13 protein-coding genes are annotated in these 17,323 nt (G+C 62.2%); all 13 read left to right on the forward strand.

All coding sequences use genetic code 11. The annotated features are described in order from the left end of the window. Positions 1-135: 135 nt before the first annotated feature. Complete coding sequence (gene tssB / locus WNZ15_RS04475) at positions 136-657, forward strand: type VI secretion system contractile sheath small subunit (protein ID WP_342891726.1); 522 nt, start codon at positions 136-138, stop codon at positions 655-657. A gap of 66 nt (positions 658-723) precedes the next feature. Continuing rightward, a complete protein-coding gene (gene tssC / locus WNZ15_RS04480; protein ID WP_342891727.1) occupies positions 724-2,202 on the forward strand; it encodes a type VI secretion system contractile sheath large subunit in 1,479 nt (492 codons plus the stop codon). A gap of 98 nt (positions 2,203-2,300) precedes the next feature. Next, positions 2,301-2,714, forward strand: a complete 414-nt coding sequence (tssE, locus tag WNZ15_RS04485) for a type VI secretion system baseplate subunit TssE (RefSeq protein ID WP_342891728.1) — start codon at positions 2,301-2,303, stop codon at positions 2,712-2,714. 35 nt (positions 2,715-2,749) lie between these two features. Next, positions 2,750-4,498 carry a type VI secretion system baseplate subunit TssF gene (tssF, locus tag WNZ15_RS04490; protein ID WP_342891729.1) on the forward strand — a complete coding sequence of 583 codons (1,749 nt, stop codon included), beginning with the start codon at positions 2,750-2,752 and terminating at the stop codon, positions 4,496-4,498. Further along, the gene (gene tssG / locus WNZ15_RS04495) at positions 4,495-5,622 is read left to right on the forward strand and encodes a type VI secretion system baseplate subunit TssG (RefSeq protein WP_342891730.1); all 1,128 of its coding nucleotides are present in this window, start codon (positions 4,495-4,497) and stop codon (positions 5,620-5,622) included. The genes tssF and tssG overlap by 4 nt, the downstream gene beginning before the upstream one ends. Next, complete coding sequence (locus WNZ15_RS04500) at positions 5,619-7,718, forward strand: type VI secretion system-associated FHA domain protein (RefSeq protein WP_342891731.1); 2,100 nt, start codon at positions 5,619-5,621, stop codon at positions 7,716-7,718. The genes tssG and WNZ15_RS04500 overlap by 4 nt, the downstream gene beginning before the upstream one ends. After that, a complete protein-coding gene (tssJ, locus tag WNZ15_RS04505) occupies positions 7,715-8,206 on the forward strand; it encodes a type VI secretion system lipoprotein TssJ (RefSeq protein ID WP_342891732.1) in 492 nt (163 codons plus the stop codon). The genes WNZ15_RS04500 and tssJ overlap by 4 nt, the downstream gene beginning before the upstream one ends. A gap of 117 nt (positions 8,207-8,323) precedes the next feature. Continuing rightward, positions 8,324-9,658: a type VI secretion system baseplate subunit TssK gene (tssK, locus tag WNZ15_RS04510; protein WP_342891733.1), complete on the forward strand. Its 1,335-nt coding sequence runs from the start codon at positions 8,324-8,326 to the stop codon at positions 9,656-9,658. An 11-nt stretch (positions 9,659-9,669) separates the two neighbouring features. Beyond that, on the forward strand, positions 9,670-10,602 hold the full coding sequence (gene icmH / locus WNZ15_RS04515; RefSeq protein WP_342891734.1) for a type IVB secretion system protein IcmH/DotU: 933 nt from the start codon (positions 9,670-9,672) through the stop codon (positions 10,600-10,602). Positions 10,603-10,611: 9 nt separating this feature from the next. After that, entirely contained in the window at positions 10,612-14,202 is a 3,591-nt protein-coding gene (tssM, locus tag WNZ15_RS04520; protein WP_342891735.1) for a type VI secretion system membrane subunit TssM, read from the forward strand. A gap of 23 nt (positions 14,203-14,225) precedes the next feature. Next, complete coding sequence (gene tagF, locus WNZ15_RS04525) at positions 14,226-14,996, forward strand: type VI secretion system-associated protein TagF (RefSeq protein WP_342891736.1); 771 nt, start codon at positions 14,226-14,228, stop codon at positions 14,994-14,996. 428 nt (positions 14,997-15,424) lie between these two features. Beyond that, positions 15,425-16,132, forward strand: coding sequence for a PP2C family serine/threonine-protein phosphatase (locus tag WNZ15_RS04530; RefSeq protein WP_342891737.1), 708 nt, complete (start codon positions 15,425-15,427; stop codon positions 16,130-16,132). Beyond that, entirely contained in the window at positions 16,116-17,231 is a 1,116-nt protein-coding gene (locus WNZ15_RS04535; protein WP_342891738.1) for a serine/threonine-protein kinase, read from the forward strand. Before WNZ15_RS04530 ends, WNZ15_RS04535 begins: the two co-directional genes overlap by 17 nt. Positions 17,232-17,323: the final 92 nt, after the last annotated feature.

Raw genomic sequence — 17,323 nt, forward strand, 5'->3', positions numbered from 1 at the left:
AATTTTTCAGTCCGCTCAATAGAACTGACACATAGTCAAACTAGGAACTGAACAGGAATAAACAGATCTAGAGGAAAACCGGTGCCGGACCGCTTCGTTCCGTGCCCGATGGCTGCTCAGACTACGGGGAACATCATGTCAAAAGAATCTTCGGTCGCACCCAAGGAACGGGTGAATATCAAGTACAAGCCGGCCACCGGCGATGCCAAGGAAGAAGTCGAACTGCCGCTGAAAATGGTGATGCTTGGCGACTACACGCAGCGTCCCGATGATACGCCGATCGAAGACCGGACGCTTATCAACATCAACAAGGACAATTTCAACGAGGTCATGAAGAGCCATGATCTGTCGCTGGATCTGGCCACTGAAAACAAGCTGGTCGACGCTGAAGACGGCGAAGACGCCGGAAACCTCTCGGTATCCCTGAAGTTCCAGAACCTCAACGACTTCACTCCGGAATCGATCGTCCGCCAGACGCCGGAACTCAACCAGTTGCTTGAACTGCGCGAGGCGCTGGTGTCGCTCAAGGGTCCGCTCGGCAACGTTCCGGCCTTCCGCAAGGCCATTCAGGGCGTGCTGGGAGACGAGGCAGCGCGCGAGAAACTTCTGGCGGAATTGACCAACGTGGCCGGGGCCTCCGAAGACAAGTCCGAGTGACCCGTCCGGCCGTCAGACCGGCCGCCCCAAGCGTAATTCCGATTTTCTAGCTGACGAGATTGAATCATGACAGACACTGACGCACAGCAAGGCGCGGCCCAGACCGAGGAACTCGACTCGTCTCTTCTGGACCAGATCCTCCAGGAGACGAAACTCTCCCCCGCCGACGAAGGCTATGACGTCGCCCGCAAGGGTGTCGCCGCCTTCATTTCCGAATTGCTGAAACCGCAGGCCGGCGGCCAGGTGAACGGCGCCGCGGTCGACATGATGATCGCCGAGATTGACCAGAAACTGTCCAAGCAGACCGACCAGATCCTGCACCATGAAGAATTCAAGAAGCTCGAGTCTTCCTGGCGCAGCCTGAAATTCGTGATCGACCGGACTGATTTCCGCCAGAACATCAAGGTGGAAATGATGAGCGTCGCCAAGGACGAGCTTCTGGAGGATTTCGAAGACAGCCCGGAAGTCGTCAAATCCGGCCTCTACAAGCACATCTACACGGCTGAATACGGTCAGTTCGGCGGTCAGCCGGTCGGCGCGATCGTCAGCAACTACGACTTCGGACCGAACGCTCCGGACATCAAGCTCGCACAGTATTGCGCCAGCGTCGGCTCCATGTCCCATGCGCCGTTCATCGCAGCGGCGGCCCCGTCCATGTTCGGTGTCGACAGTTTCGAGGAAATTCCAAACCTCAAGGATATGGAATCCATCTTCGAGGGACCGAAATACGCCAAGTGGAATTCTTTCCGCGAATCCGAGGATTCCCGCTATTTCGCGCTGGCAATGCCGCGGTTCATGCTGCGCACGCCCTACGGTCCGGAAACATCTCCGGTCAAGGCCTTCAACTACGAAGAGGAAGCCTCCAGCGACAGCGACAACTATCTGTGGGGCAACGCGTCCTTCGCGCTGGCGACGAAACTGACGGACAGTTTCGCCAAATACCGCTGGTGCCCGAACATCATCGGTCCGCAGTCCGGTGGCGCTGTCGAGGATCTGCCGGTGCACAGCTTCGAGGCCATGGGACAGTTGCAGACCAAGATCCCGACCGAAGTGCTGGTGTCGGACCGCAAGGAATACGAGCTCGCCGAACAGGGCTTCATTTCGCTCACCATGCGCAAGGGCAGCGACAATGCGGCCTTCTTCTCCGCCAACTCCGTGCAGAAACCGAAGTTCTTCGGCAACTCGCCGGAAGGCAAGGACGCCGAACTCAACTACAAGCTCGGAACGCAACTGCCCTACATGATGATCATCAACCGCCTGGCACATTACATCAAGGTGCTGCAGCGTGAGAACATCGGCAGCTGGAAGGACCGGGGCGAGCTTCAGGGCGAGTTGAACAAGTGGATCCGGCAGTACGTTTCCGACCAGGACAACCCGTCCGCGGACGTGCGGTCCCGCCGGCCGCTGCGCAAGGCCGAGATCAGCGTTTCGGATGTCGAGGGGGAACCGGGCTGGTACAGCGTCTCCATGGCCGTGCAGCCGCACTTCAAATACATGGGTGCCGACTTCACGCTGTCTCTCAAGGGCAAGCTGGACAAATCCTGATCCCGTTCCGGATCACCAACATGACGTGCCGACAGGTGCCGACCTGAGACCAGTCTCGCGGTCGGCACCTGTTGCGTCAGGATGGGGAATTTCGCTGCATGGCTGTGAGTTTGTTTCAGCGGCTCGAGAGCGATACGACAGGGGCGCACTATCAGAACGCGGACCAGTTCGAGGCCGCCGTCCTGGAGAGTGTGCTGGAAGACCTGAGAATATTGCTGAACAGCACTGCCGGCTGCTGCGAGACCTGTCCTGATTTCGGGCTGACCGATTTCAACTCGATCTCGAGGTCCCACAAGGACACGGCGTCCGAAATCTGCCGGAACCTCGAGCGTCAGATCCGGGACTACGAACCGCGGCTGCGCAATCCGATCGTGCGTGCGGTCGAAGATCCCGAAAAGCCGCTCGACTTCATTTTCAACGTGGAAGCGGAACTCGATCTGGGAGGCAGCCGGAAGCGGATCCGGTTTGATTCCATTCTCGACAACAGCGGACAGATCCGGGTCACCGCTTAAAGACGGCCGAACGGCACCAGGGACACAACGCGGGCATGGCGATCAATTCCTACTATCGCGACGAACTGAACTACCTGAAGGAAATGGGCCGGGTGTTCGCCAAGGCCAATCCGCGCCTGTCGAAATTCCTGTCGGAAGACCCGATCGATCCGGACGTGGAACGCCTCATGGAGGGCTTTGCGTTTCTGGTGGGCCGGCTGCGCCAGCGGCTCGACGCGGAGATGCCGGAAGTCGCGCTGAACCTGCTCAAGCTCGTCTGGCCGCATTACCTGAGACCCGTTCCGCCGATCACCCACATCGCCTTCAAGCCGGTCGCGGAATCGTCTGACCTGTCGACCTCCGTGCCGCGCGGAACCTTTGTCCAGACCTCCCCTCTGGAGGGCACCGCGGTGCGCTTCCAGACCCGGTGCGACCTGACCGTGCTGCCGCTCATGCTGACGGCTGCGGATCTGGAGAACCGGCGGGACAGCGCGAAACTGACCCTCGGGTTCAAGAAGACGGCCGGCGCCGACCTGAAAGCCCTTGCCGAGGCACCCCTGCAGCTGTTCCTCGGCGCCAGCAACGACATCAATCTGTCCCGTCAGCTCTATCTTCAGCTTTGCAACCGGCTGGCTTCCGTGGATTTCGTGCCGGCCAGAAAACCCGCGGTCCGGGCCGATGTCCGTGTGGAACCGATCGGCTTCGCCCGCGACCAGGCAACCCTACCCTATCCGGATGGCTCCTTCGACGGGTTCCGCATCATGCAGGAGTATTTCGCCTGCCCGGACAAGTTCATGTATGTGCGTCTGCATGGCCTGGAGGTCTTTGCCGACGAGCCCGTTGACGAGTTCGAAATCATTTTCAATTTCCGGCAGAAATTCACCAATCAGGACCGCATTACCCGCGACGCCATCGCCTTGAACACCGTGCCGGCGATCAACCTGTTCGAGACGGAGGGACAGGCCCTTCACGTGGCGCATGACCGGACCGAATATCCGGTGCGGGCGTCCGGAAACCGGTCCGTCTTCAGCGTCCACCACGTGACCGGTGTGACCGGCTGGGTGCAGGGCAGCAGCCGCAAGGTCAATTATCAGGCCTTCGAATCGTTTTCCCACGACAGCGCCAGTCAGGATGAGGACAGGCTTTATTACCGGACGGGGATCCGTCCGTCGGTGCTCGGCAACGGCGTCGATCACTACATTTCCTTTGTCACCCGCCTGAACGAGAACGGTCTGCCGCCAACCGAGACAATCTCCCTCAGCCTGCTGTGCTCGAACGGAGACCACGCCGCGCGGTTCGGTCTGGGAGCGGTCAACCAGGCAACCTCGTCCACACCCGCCAAACTCGAGTTCCGCAACATCACGCCGATCCTGTCGGAAGTCCCACCGCCGCTGGACAATCAGGTGCTGTGGACGCTGATCGCCAATCTGTCGCGCAATTATGCGTCCCTGATTGACGTGGAAGCGCTGAAAACCGTGGTCGGAGCCTACGACTTCAGAGCCTATGTCGACAAACAGGCCGCCTTGCAGCGGGAGCTGCTGCTGCAGAATTTTCACAAGTTCGAACGGCGGGCGGTCGACATATTCCGTCACGGACGGCCGACACGCGCCTATGAAATCAGCCTGTCCCTGTCCGAAACGGCGATGGGCGGAGAAGCCGAGATCTATCTGTTCGGAACCGTTCTCGACCGTTTCCTGAAGTCCTATGCCAGCATCAACAGCCTGCACCAGCTGACCGTCATCGGCACCGATGCCAATGTCATCCATCGCTGGCAGCCGTCCTCGGGGGATGCACATCTGGTATGAGCGATCAGGAAACCCCAGAACCGGACCGGACGACCCCCGACGAGGCGCTTGTCGGCACGCTGTCGCACACCCACTTCTTCCAGGCGCTCTACCTGATCAGCCTGTTGCATCCCGAAATCCGCAAAATGGGCCCGGGTCAGGATCCGGAGCATGAAGTCCTGCGCTTCCGCTCCACCCGCTCGCTCAGCTTCGGCCCCAGCGACGTTTCCAGCATCGACTACGACGCGGACACCGGCCGCTACGACGTCCGGGTGAACTTTTTCGGGCTTTACGGCCCGGCTTCGCCGCTGCCGCCTTATGTGACGGAACGCATCATCGAGCGGGACGAGACCCCGTCCTCGCTCGAGGATCTGCTGGACCTGTTCAACCACCGCTTCATTTCGCTGCTCTACGGAATGTGGCAAAAGTCCCGGCATTTCGTGCGCTTCGAAGCCCAGGGCCTGGATGCGACCTCACAGTGTTTTCTGGCCCTGTGCGGGTTTCCGGTCGACGATCGCGCCGAGCTGGGCAATGTGCCCCGCACCGCGATCCTGCCGCATGTGGGCCTGATGTCCCACTATTCCAATTCGCCGGACGCCATTGCCTCGATGCTGTCCAGCTTTTTCGACCTGCCATTCGAGATCATCGAATTCATCTCCCGGATCGTGGACATCCCCACCGACTCGCGCATGGAACTGGGCATTTCAAGTACGCTACTGGGCGGCGATTTGGTGCTGGGTGAGCAGGTGGAGGACGATCTCGGCAAGTTCCGGCTGAGGATCGGGCCCGCGTCCTTCGAGGACTTGCAGGACTTCCTGCCCAGCGGCGCGAAACATCCGGTGCTGGTCGACCTGCTCGCCATGATCGTGCGGGATCCGATCGATTGGGATCTCGAGTTCTGCTACCAGGCCGACACCATGCAGGCCGGGCAGTTGGGTCTGGCAAGGCTGGGCAACAACCTCTGGCTTTCAGGGGACGATGACGGAGCGCTTGAAAACAATGTTCACTTGGCGCCGGCCTCTCCAAGCGGTACCGTTGGCGACGAACACCATGTATTTGTCGCACCGGCTGGAATGGACGGGCCGGCCGGCGATTTCCCCTTTCATCAGGCCTCGTCCTCAGACAAGATTTCAGTTACGGTATGACTGCTTCTCTCGTTCTTGTTTGTGACATGATCGGCTCCCGGCATCAGTTCGGGCCGGGCGGGGGCGCGTTCGGCCGTTCACGCAAGTGTGACTGGGTGCTACCGGACCAGGACAGGCACCTGTCTTCCGTGCATGCGCGCGTTCTCTATCAGAACGATACGTTCGTGCTCGTGGACGAAAGCACCAACGGAACCTTTCTGGACGGCCAAAAGGCTGCCATCGGCCGCGGCAAGGCCGTCAGCCTGTCCGTGGGCATGACCCTGCTCGCCGGCCCCTACCAGATCCGTGTCGAGAGCCTCCAGAGCGGACCGGCCACCCAGACCAATCCGTTCGCCAGCTTGCAGGCCAACACGGCCGGACGGCCAGCACCCTCCGCGGCCCCCCTGAGGATCGATACGTCTGGAGCAAGCCTGCCGCAGACCGCCTCCCTGGATCCGCTCGATCATCTCGGCGGCGGCACCGAGCTGCTGCAGCCGGTCGCCTCGGTGCAAGCCCCGGTCAATGCCATCCCTGAGCCCGTGGCCTTCTCCGCCCCGCTGGTGCCGGCCTCGCCGCATGAAACGACCCGGTTTCAGCCCGTTCAGCCACAACTCGACGCGCCACCCGCTGCCGCGCCTGCCGCTCTTCATCCGTCACCGGCCTCCCCCCTTCCGGGACTGCCGGTATCGCCCGCCGACATGGGCGGGTCCGCGCCGCCGGCACAGGCTCCGGCCCAGCCGATGATGCCATCACCGGCACATGCGCCTCCGCCGGCAACGCGCCCGGCGGCGCCTGTTTCCGCCGGTCCGGCCATTCCCGAGGACTTTCTGGCCGGACTGGCCGCCCCGGCAACGCCGGCCCCTCCGGGTTTTCAACAACCGGGCCTGCCAGACCTGGCAGCGCTGATGCCGGCGCAGGCGCCGGCCAGCGGTGCGGCCCCCCTCGCGCAGACAAGCACGATTCCGGAACATGTCGACTTCGGTTTCGGGGCTCCGGCGCCGGCCGCAGACCCGCCTGCCAGGATGCCTTCCGGCCCTGAACCTGCATTGCCACCCGCGTCCGGGGACGCGGCCCACCCACAAGCCGGCTCCGGTCAGGCCGGCGTCCCCCCTGCAGGGGCCATGCCTGCCGGAGTGATGCCAGCAGGAGTCATGCCCCCAGATGTCATGTCCTCAGGTGTCATGCCCGGTGGTGTCATGCCGGAACCTCCGGCACCTGCATCCGCCGGTTCCGATACGCCTCTGGATCCGCTCGACGCGCTGAAGAAGCGCCGGGCCCAGCGGGAAGCGGAGCTGGCGCAAAAGGCAAAGACACGCGTTGCACCGCAAATGCCGGCCAGGACCGGACAAATGCCGGCGCCGTCGCAGACCCCTGTGAGCCCGCTTGCCAATCCGCCATCTGGCCCGCCATCTGGCCCGCCGTCTGGCCCTCTTTCCAGCTCGCCGTCCAGCACCCGGCCTCCTGCCGTTCAGGACCCGGTCACGCCGGCGGCCGCATCTGGCTCCGGTCCCGATCCGGAAGTGTTTCAGGCGCTGCTTGCCGGTCTCGGCTTTGCCGATGCCGACGTGCCGAAGGAAGCGCAGGCCGAAATAGCGCGGGCAACAGGTGAGATGGTCCAGGAACTGGCGAACGGCCTGATTGCCCTGCTCGATGCGCGCAAGTCCCTGAAGACGGAATTCCGGATGTACGAAACGCGTATCCAGCCGGAGGAAAACAATCCGTTCAAGCATTTCAATGTCGGGGAACTCGCCATCGACGAGATGCTGTTCGCGCGCAAGGGCGGTTTCCTGGCACCGGCCGAGGCCGCGAAGGAGGCGTTCAAGGACCTGCAGAGCCATACGATGCTGACGGTCGCAGCCACCCAGAGAGCCATGCGGATCCTGTTCGAGAGCCTGTCGCCCGAAACACTCGCCGGAGAAGAAGACGACGGCGGCCTGCGCATCAGGGGCCTGGGTTCGCGGCGGGGCAAATGGGATGCGGCGAAGGAACGTCACGACCGTTTGCGCGGAGATTTCGACGCCGTGGTCCGGCAGACCATTGCCGAGGCCTTCGTCCAGGTCGAGGAAGACCAGGCGCGCCAGCAGTCAAAAACATTCTGGGAGAACAGAAACAAATGACACCATCCCGGCGGACATTTCTTGGATTTTCGGGTCTGAGCCTGTTTGCGGCACTGGCCGCCTGTTCAAGGGTTCCTCCGCCGACACCGATCAAGGTCGAGCTTCAGGCTGACGAATTCACCAATCCGAATGAAAACGGGGAGCCGTCGCCGGTGGTCGTGCGCGTCTACCAGCTGAAGGAAGTGACCGCGTTTCAGAACGCGGAATTCTTCGATCTGGCCGACAACGACAAGAAGGTACTCGGCGGCGACCTGATCGGTGTCCAGGAATATGAAATGACGCCCGGCAAAAGCCAGGACTACAACAGGGACGTCTCTTCGGAAGCCACCCACATCGGCGTGATTGCCAGTTTCCGGGACATTGAGTCCGCCCAGTGGCGCGATACGATCGAACTGCAGAAAGAAAAGAAAAACGAGTTTGTCATCTATCTGACAAGCCTTGCCGTGCGAATACAAAAACTGAGAAATCGGCGGCTTGGCGTTTTCTAAAAACATTACGTTCACAACAGCCTGCATGATTGATATTTGTGCTACCTATTGCGAAGCAATTGGTGGTTTGCGGTGGATCCCGAATGATGTCTTTTGCGAAACCGGCGGAGATGGGCCTTGAATGAAAGCCTGAAACCACTCTGGCTTGAGGGAATGTTTCTCAGGCCGCAGCATCTGCAGCAGCACGACCGCTGGTTCGAGTCCACGCTTGAGCAGCGCGTGCTCGATCTGAGCCCGTATTCCTGGGGACTTCGCGGCGTGGAAATCGATACCGACGCACTGGCCGTCGGACAGTTCCAGGTGACCACCGCCGATGCCGTCCTGCCGGACGGCAGTGTGTTCTCGACCGCCAAGAACGGCATGATCGCAAGTGCCCGGCAAATCACGGTCGACGATCAGGGCAAGAAGGTCTATCTCGCGCTGCCGCTCAGATCTTCCGGTCAGCTTGAGCTTGGCGAAAGCCACCAGGAAATGCGCCGCTACCTCAAGCGCGCGACCAATGTGCGCAATTCCAACGAAGCCGACAAGCCTGAGGCCAGCATCGCGGTCGGTGCGCTGACGGCGCGGCTGGTGCTGGAAGGCGAGAGCCTGGACGAAACGGCCCATCTTGCCATCGCGGAAATCGACACGGTCTCCACGCAGGGTGAAGTCACGCTGTCGGAAAGTTTCATTCCGCCGGTCCTGTCGGCGGGGGCGAGCGCACGTCTGATCTCCCAGATCGATCAGGTCCGCAGCCTTTTGCGCAAACGCGGTGAAATGCTCGCCTCCAACACCTCCGGCCAGGGTGAGAGCACCCGTTCCGGTATCGTCGATCTGATGGCGCTCAGCGTCACCAATCATTACGAAGTCCAGTTCGGACACATCACCGTATCCGGGCGGCACGCACCGGAACACGTCTACCGGGAATTCATCGGTCTGATCGGGTCCTTCTCGGCCTTCGGAGCGGACAACCGGCGGCCGCCGGAACTGCCCGCCTACGACCATCTCGACCTGCGCCTGACCTTTCAGAGACTGGTGAGCATTCTGGAGAGCCTGCTGAGTTTCGTGGTCCAGCAGAACGCAGTCAACATTCCTCTTTCCAAGCGCGACTACGGCGTCTGGCTTGGCGAAACGACCAACAAGATGGTCTTTTCGGAGGGCCGGTCCTTCATCCTGATCGCCCATGCCAATGTCAGTCTGGAAGTTCTGCGCACGCAGATGCCGATCCAGATCAAGATCGGTCCCGTCGAAAAAATCCGCGAGCTTGTCAACCTGCAGCTTCCCGGCGTCGCCATCAAGCCGCTCTCGGTCGCGCCCCGGCAGATCCCCTACGTTCAAAACGCCGTCTATTTCGAGCTCGACATCGAAAATGAACTCTGGCCTCAAATGCAGAGTACCGCCGCTTTTGCGTTGCATCTGAGCGGGGATTATCCAGGTCTTGGTCTTGAACTCTGGGCCGTTCAGAAGGGATAATAATCCGAATCATGACGGATGATGACCTCGATCAGCCGACCGTGGCTCAAAGACTGAGCCCCAGAGCCCGGACTTCGATGGCCGAGTCCCAGAGCGCGGCCGGTCACGAGGACGATGAACCGACGGTCGCGTTCATTTCGTCGCCCGGAGGCCCGGCGCACGCCTCCACACAGGCATCCGCTCCGGCACCCGGCGTCAGGACCGAGGGCGGCGGCCCGGGCGGGCTGCAGTCGGCCTCCTCGATCGTCCGTCAGCTGGAAACGGACCCGGAACGGGTCATCGTGCGGGCGGCGACACCGATTCTCCTGATCATTTCCCAGATCCGCAACTCGATCGAGCAGGCGGACGTGCATGCCCTGCGCCAGGAAGTCGTCGACGAGATCGACCGGTTCGAACAGCTTGCCCAGCGCACCGGCGTTCAGGCGGGAGACATCATTGCGGCGCGCTACATCCTGTGCGCAACGCTGGACGAAACCGTGCTGATGACCCCGTGGGGGAGCCGCAGCGAATGGAGCTCCAACAGCCTGCTCAACCAGTATCACAACGAAACCTGGGGCGGTGAGAAGGTGTTCAGCATTCTCGACCGCATCCGCGGCGACGCCAAGGCGAAACTGCCGCTGCTCGTGCTCGTGCACACCTGCCTGATGCTCGGCTTCGAAGGCCGCTACCGGGTGCTGGAAGGCGGCCGAAACCAGCTGGAAGATCTCAGAAACGAACTGTCGCGCCTTATCAGGCGCAACAGCAACCTGCAGCCGGACGAACCGCTGTCCAAAAACGCCAAGGGCGCGCAGAAGGGCAAGAATGTCAGCACCCTGCCGCCGTTCTGGATCCTCCTGGCGATCGGGTTTCTGCTGCTGATCGTCGTGCGCGGCTACAGCGATTTCGTTCTGGACGGTGAACTGGTGCCCACGCTCGGCGCCATTGAATCACTGAACAGGCCGTAGGGGAAAGAGATGCTTCGAACTTATCTCGCCTCCCTGTTGCGACCCGCAAGCCTGCTCGTGCTGCTGATCCTGATCGTCATTTCGGCGCTCGTGCTGATCTGGGGCGGCATCATCACGGTTGCCGGCGTAACCCCGTTCGCGGAGACAGCGCCACGGGTCATCGTGGCGGTCGCGCTGCTGCTGGGCTTTTTCCTGCTCACCTTCGTGCGCCACCTCCTGACCCGCAGGGCCAATGCCAGGCTCATCAATTCCATGCTGGCGAACGACGAACTCGTCTCCATGGGCAACGACATGTCGGCGGACGAGGTCGAGCTGATCCGGGAACGGTTCGAAAGCGCCCTGACGACATTGCGGGACAATCCGGTCGAAGGCTCCGGACCGAAGAACTACCTGTTCGAACTGCCCTGGTACGTCATCATCGGCCCTCCGGGCACGGGCAAGACCACGATTCTGCGCAACTCGGGACTCGATTTTCCGCTGGCCGAAGGTGGACACGAGGCCATCCAGGGCATCGGCGGCACCCGAAACTGCGACTGGTGGATCTCGAACGATTCCGTTCTGATCGACACCGCCGGGCGCTACACCACCCAGGATGTCAACAAGGGCATCGATTCCGCCGCCTGGAACGGCTTTCTCGAACTGCTGGTCAAACACCGTCAGCGCCGGCCGATCAACGGCGTTCTTCTGGCCGTCAGCATCGAGGAAGTCGCGCTTGCCGGCGAGGCCGAGCGCAAGCAGCAGGCGGAGATCCTGCGGCAGCGCCTGCGCGAATTGCACCGGGCTTTCGGCCTGCGCCTCCCGGTCTATCTGCTGTTCACGAAATGCGATCTGATTGCCGGTTTCGACGAATATTTCGACACCTTGCGGGAAGCCGATCGTCAGCAGGTCTGGGGCGTGACCTTCCCGTATGACGAACAGCAGATCACGGTCGGACCCGGCTTCGAAACCGGCTTTGTCGATCTGGTCGCCCGCCTGGAACGGCACCTGCCGGAGAAACTGGCCGAGGAGCGCAACAACGGCCGGCGCTGCCGCATCTTCGGATTTCCGCATGAATTCGGCAGCCTGGGCAATGTGTTGCGGGACTTTGTGACCGATGTGTTCCGGCCGACCCGCTACGAAGCCCAGCCCCTGCTGCGCGGGGTCTATTTCACTTCCGGGACGCAGGAAGGCACGCCGTTCGACCGCCTGCTCGGCGCCATGGGACGCAGTTTTTCGCTGTCCGCCAGCCAGCAGCCCGCGTTGAGTGGCCAGTCAAAGGCCTTTTTCATCAAGAAACTCCTGACCGACATTGTCTTCCCCGAACAGAATCTCGTCGGCAAGAACAGGCGCCTCGAACGCCGGCTGGCCGCGCTCTACGGCGGAGCCGTCGCCGCCTTCGCAGCTTTTGTGGTGTGCCTGTCCCTGTACTGGGTGGCCGGCCTCGGCCAGGGACTTGATGTTGCCGAGGTAACGACGAAAAACGCCGACCAGGTTCGCCTTCTGAAGACCGAGGCGGACCGGAACCGGTCTCTGATCAACCTGCTTCCAACGCTCAATGCGGCCCAGAAGATGCGTGACGAGATCAGCGAAAAGGCAAGCTGGGTGAGTGCGACCCCGATCAGCGTCGAGGCCCAGTCCGTGCTTTATCCGGCGGCCGAGCGCACTTACGACACCCTGCTGACGGATTATCTGCTGCCATCGATCAATTCGCGGCTGGAAGCGCAGATCCAGTTGATCTCGACGGCGTCGAACGGCAACAGCGCCCTGCTGAGAGACCAGCTCGAAACCTACCTGATGCTGACGACCGGCCAGAATTACGACGCCACCAAGGTGCGCAACGCCCTGCGCGCCCAGAACGAGTCGACCTTCCTGCTCAATCCGGAAGACCGGGCGCAGATGCAGGTCCACATGGACAACCTGATGAAGCTGCTGCCGATTCAGGGTGTGGCCTCGCCTTCCGAGCTGCCGATCCTGCAACAGGCCCGCAACCGGATCCAGAAAGTGCCGCAGGCCAGCGACATCTACAACCGCATGGTCCGGGACGCCGCACAGCGCTACCGGCTGCCGCCGATCAATGTCGTGCGCACGCTCGGCTCCACGTCGCTTTACGTGGACACCGCCACGGCCGGCGGACGGTCGATTATCCCCGGCCTCTACACCAAGAACGGCTTCTACAATTTCTTCCTGGAGCGCCTGCCGGAATATATCCGCAGTTCCATGGGCAGCGACTGGGTGCTCGGCAACACCGTGAGCCGGACCACCTACAACCAGGTCGCCAACCAGGTCGTCAAGCTTTACACGGAAGACTACATAAAGGCCTGGCGGGAAGGCACCGCCTATATCCGCGTGGTGGAAATCGGCTCGCTCGGCCGTGCGCAGACCGTGCTGGAACAGCTTTCGGCGCCGGATTCGCCGCTTACCAATATCCTCAACATCCTGCGGGACAACACCCAGCTTCCGCTGCCGGGCGACAAGGAAGATCCGGCCGCGGCAGCGGCCGGCGCGGCGGACCAGGCCGCCAATGCGCCGGCAAATCCGGCGGGTGGGCTGGTGGCTTCGGCACAGGAGGCCTCCGCAAAGGCCGCGGTGGAAGCCGCCTTCGGAGACAGCCCCTGGCCCGGCGTTGCCATCGAGGATGCCTTCCGGCCGCTCAACAATCTCGTCGATCCCAACAGCCAGAACTCCATCGACAAGGTGCTCCAGCTGTTCGGCGATCTCTACGGCAACATATCGGGCATCGTGTCGGCGCCCGACCCGAACAAGGCGGCCTTCGACTATGTCAAGGGGCGGGCCCAGAACCCGCAAACGGATTCCTTCACCGCGCTGCGGGCTGAAGCTGCCACCAAACCGGAACCGGTGCGGGCCCTGGTCATGTCGATCGTGAACCGCACAAGAGGCCTGCTCAACAAGTCGGCCTATCTCCACATCAACCGGACCTGGCAGAACGAAATCCTGCCGGTCTGCACCAGCATCATGTCCGGCCGCTACCCGTTCTTCCAGGAAGCGGACGACGACATTTCCCTGCAGGACTTCACCGACCTTCTCGGCCCGGCCGGGGTCGTCGACAGCTTTTTCACCGATTTTGTCTCGCCGTTCGTCAACATACGCGGCCGGCAGCTGATCGAAATCGAAAACCAGGGGTCCAATCTCGGTCTGGCGCCGGACGCACTGGCCCAGCTTGCCACGGCGCAGACCATCCGGGACGCGTTCTTTCCCAAGAACGCATCCAGCCCGGAAGCCAAGTTCACCATCCGGCCGAGCCTGCTCGATCCCGGTGCGCTCAAGTCGACCTTGAAAATCGATGATTCCATCATCACCTACCGCCACGGACCCGTGCGCGCGACGGACTTTTCCTGGCCGAGCCAGGCCGACGGCAGCAGTGCCGAGCTGTCCGTGACCCTGCTGGACAATTCCACCAACGTCTTGAAGAAAACCGGCACCTGGGCGATCTTCCGGCTGATGACCGCTTCCGGCCTGTCCTCCGTGCGAGGCCGCGACCAGTTCGTATTCTCGATCTCCAAGGACAAGGTGAGCGCCAGCTTCGCCCTCAATGCCGGAAGCATCACCAATCCCTTCAACCTGGGTCTTTATTCGGCCTTCCGCTGCCCGCCTTCGCTTTAGGTTGCAGACCCAGGGAGCCGGACATGAAAAACAGCGGGTACTTCGGAAAACGGCCTCTCGAGCGGGATTTTGTCTTCGATGGCCTGAGCGCGGGCCTGACCGATGCCTGGGCCGGCGTGATGTCCGACTGGCTGCACAGCGTCCAAAACGAATTGCCGCACAGCTGGCAGCGGCAGTATTTCGAAGCCCCCGCCTGGCGATTTGCCATCGAACCGGGTCTGCTGGGACCATCTTCCTGGTGCGGCCTGCTGCTGGCCTCCGCCGACGCCCTTGGCAGGTCGTTTCCCCTGACCGTCCTGATCCCTGTGACCGGAGCCGTTGATCACCTGGCCTTCGAGAGCGCCGTGGACGCGGTCCTCGATGCCCTGGAAGTCCGGACAATGGACTTTGTCGAGGGGACCCTGTCGCGCAAGGCCTTCGCCAGGATCCTGGCGCAGCAGGCCGCCCTGCTGTCGAGCGGTCCTCCACCCGTTGCCCCATCGCGCGCCCCCGTGCCTCTCGACGCGGCGGAGCAAGCGCTCAGGATCCGTTTTGCACGCACCGGCACAGACGCAATCATCGCCGAAGATGCGCTCGTGTTTTCCTTGGAGCGGCCGCCTGCGCCGGGCCTGCCCCTGTCCTACTGGTGGCAGGACGGCAGCGCCACGCGGCCGCCGGAACTGTGTATCTGGAAAGGCCTGCCAAGAGGGCGGGAAACCGGTGGGTTCTTTTCCGGGGAGTGGGCCCGCTTCGGCTGGACGCGCGGCCAGATCGATCCGGGCAGTCCAATTCGGCCATGGGCCAGGGGGAACTGACGCGATGCAAAACCGGCCCGAAGCGGATTGCTGTTTCACCACGCCGTATATCACACCGGGTCCGGCATCGGGCCGAGCGCCCCTTGCACGCATGCATTCGATACGCCGCTCTATCGGGCCGTAATCGGCACCGGTTGGTGTAAAACCAGCCGCATTTGATAGGAAACCGTTTGATGGCAATGTCCCGGTTCGCCGTCCAGGAGCGCTGCGCAGGGCGGCCTGGTTGGCCGTTCAAGCTGCGCAACGCTGCCCGGCGGGCCGGAACAAGCCACCGGAGGCCACGTTTGGAGACTGTTCTGCCGCGCCGCACGTCTTGGCCGATGATCCACATCGCACTGCGACGTGCTCCTTGCAGAACAGTCTCCAAACGCGGTCAAATGGGTTTCTATCAATTGCGGTTGGTTTAAGCCCTGTCAGGGAGAATACGCTTGGACACGATCACCACTTCCGTCTCGGGTCCGCTGTTGCGGACCGAGGCGGCCACACGGCAAGGGCCCAACCATCCCGTCAATCAGGACAGCCATTTTTCCGACCCCGCGACCGGCCTGTTCACCGTGGCCGACGGCATGGGCGGCCACCGGGATGGCGATCTCGCCAGCCAGGCGACGGTGCTGGCCGTGTCCCAGTTGGTCAGCCTTCCCGCAACAGGTCTCGACAACCGGCTGATTGCACTGGAATCGGCGATATCCCATGTCAACAAGGCGTTGTACGCGGATTATCTTTCGGCTCCGGAACAGGATGTCTCCGGCGCCACCAGTCTGAGCCTGATCGTGGACGGAACACATGCCAGCTGCATCTGGGCCGGCGACTCCCGCCTCTATCTGCTGCGCCAGCAGCACCTGTTCCTGATTTCCGAGGATCACGCGGACGCGGCCGGCCGGCTGACCTCCGCCATCGGCATCGGCGAGAACATCACCTTCGGTCGCAGGACCCTGGAACTGATGCCCGGCGACGTCTTCATTCTGTGCACCGACGGCCTGTTGAAGGGCATGGATGAAACCATGCTCGTCAACATGGCCGCCGAAGGCACATTCGGGCTTGCCGACCGACTGGTGGCGCGGTCCGTTGCCGGCGGTTCCTCCGACGATATCACGGTCATCACAGTCTGGGCGGACACCTATGGAAGAACCGGGTGAAGCGCGGGGCGACCGCCCCGAGACGCACGCACCGGCCGCCGGCGAGGTCAGGGCCGGGACCGTCCTCAAGGACCGGTTTCTGCTGCTCAAGGAAATCGGCAAGGGCGGCCTTTCGACCGTCTACAAGGCGCGCGACCTGGTCGCCGCGAAAGCCGGGCTTGCAGATCCGAATGTGGCCATCAAGATCATGCGCGCGGATCAGAATGTCGATCCGGATGTCGTTGCGCTCATGCACCGGGAAGCCCGCCGCCTGAGGGACCTTGTTCACCCCAACATCGTGCGTGTCTACGACATGGACCGGGAAGGTGACATCCACTTCATGGTGATGGAGCTTCTTGAGGGCCAGACGCTGTCGCAGCTTCTCAGGGCAGCTCCGGACCGGTGCCTTCAACCCGCACGGCTTTCCCGCCTGCTCGCCGACCTGACCACTGCGCTCAGCCATGCCCATGCCAACGGCGTCATCCACGCGGACCTCAAACCGGGAAACGTGTTCATTCTCAACAATGGCAGCACCAAGCTGATCGACTTCAACATCGCCTATCCGATCGCCAGACCGGTCAAGACCCGCGAGGAAGACACCATCGTCATTCTTGCGCGCTTCGGTGCGGTGACACCGGCCTACGCCTCGCCGCAACGCCTGGCCGGGGCCGAGCCCTGTGAAGCGGACGACGTGTTTTCGCTCGCGGTGATCGCCTATCTCGCCTTCGGCGGCACGCGGCCCTTCGGCAAGACGAATGCGCTCGACGCCCGGAGGGAGGGCCTTGCACCGGTCAGGCCCGAACAGCTTTCCTGGATGCGCTGGCGTGCCCTCAAGGCGGGGCTATGCCTGCACGACAACGGCAGAACCGCATCCGTCCAGCGGTTCGCAGAAGGATTCTGCCGGCCGACCCCGCTGACACTGGCGAGGCACATGGTCAGCGAGTTTCTGAACGCGCCGGAAGGCGGCAGGCCGGAACCCGGCGGACCGGGAGATCTGCCGCTGGAAGACCGGAAGCCAGAGATTCAGAAAACAGAAAACCCGGAAACAGCAGACAGCACGCCTGAAGAGCAGGCGCCGGAGCAGGAAACTTCCGCCGGTCCACAAACCAAAGAGGGTTGATCCTGACCCGTCTGAGGCCATTTCCGTCTGACGGCGCGGCGTATCGCTTGGCGCGTCTTGCCGGATAATCCTACGACACGCGTCTGGCCGAC

The sequence above is a fragment of the Roseibium sp. AS2 genome (assembly GCF_038900065.1).
Lineage (GTDB): Bacteria > Pseudomonadota > Alphaproteobacteria > Rhizobiales > Stappiaceae > Roseibium.

Coding starts and splice junctions, on each gene's coding strand:
- WNZ15_RS04500 (WP_342891731.1), top strand. CDS start 5,619: ATGACTGCTTCTCTCGTTCTTGTTTGTGACATGATCGGCTCCCGGCAT.
- tssJ (WP_342891732.1), top strand. CDS start 7,715: ATGACACCATCCCGGCGGACATTTCTTGGATTTTCGGGTCTGAGCCTG.
- tssE (WP_342891728.1), top strand. CDS start 2,301: ATGGCTGTGAGTTTGTTTCAGCGGCTCGAGAGCGATACGACAGGGGCG.
- tssC (WP_342891727.1), top strand. CDS start 724: ATGACAGACACTGACGCACAGCAAGGCGCGGCCCAGACCGAGGAACTC.
- tssM (WP_342891735.1), top strand. CDS start 10,612: ATGCTTCGAACTTATCTCGCCTCCCTGTTGCGACCCGCAAGCCTGCTC.
- tssF (WP_342891729.1), top strand. CDS start 2,750: ATGGCGATCAATTCCTACTATCGCGACGAACTGAACTACCTGAAGGAA.
- icmH (WP_342891734.1), top strand. CDS start 9,670: ATGACGGATGATGACCTCGATCAGCCGACCGTGGCTCAAAGACTGAGC.
- tssG (WP_342891730.1), top strand. CDS start 4,495: ATGAGCGATCAGGAAACCCCAGAACCGGACCGGACGACCCCCGACGAG.
- tagF (WP_342891736.1), top strand. CDS start 14,226: ATGAAAAACAGCGGGTACTTCGGAAAACGGCCTCTCGAGCGGGATTTT.
- tssB (WP_342891726.1), top strand. CDS start 136: ATGTCAAAAGAATCTTCGGTCGCACCCAAGGAACGGGTGAATATCAAG.
- WNZ15_RS04535 (WP_342891738.1), top strand. CDS start 16,116: ATGGAAGAACCGGGTGAAGCGCGGGGCGACCGCCCCGAGACGCACGCA.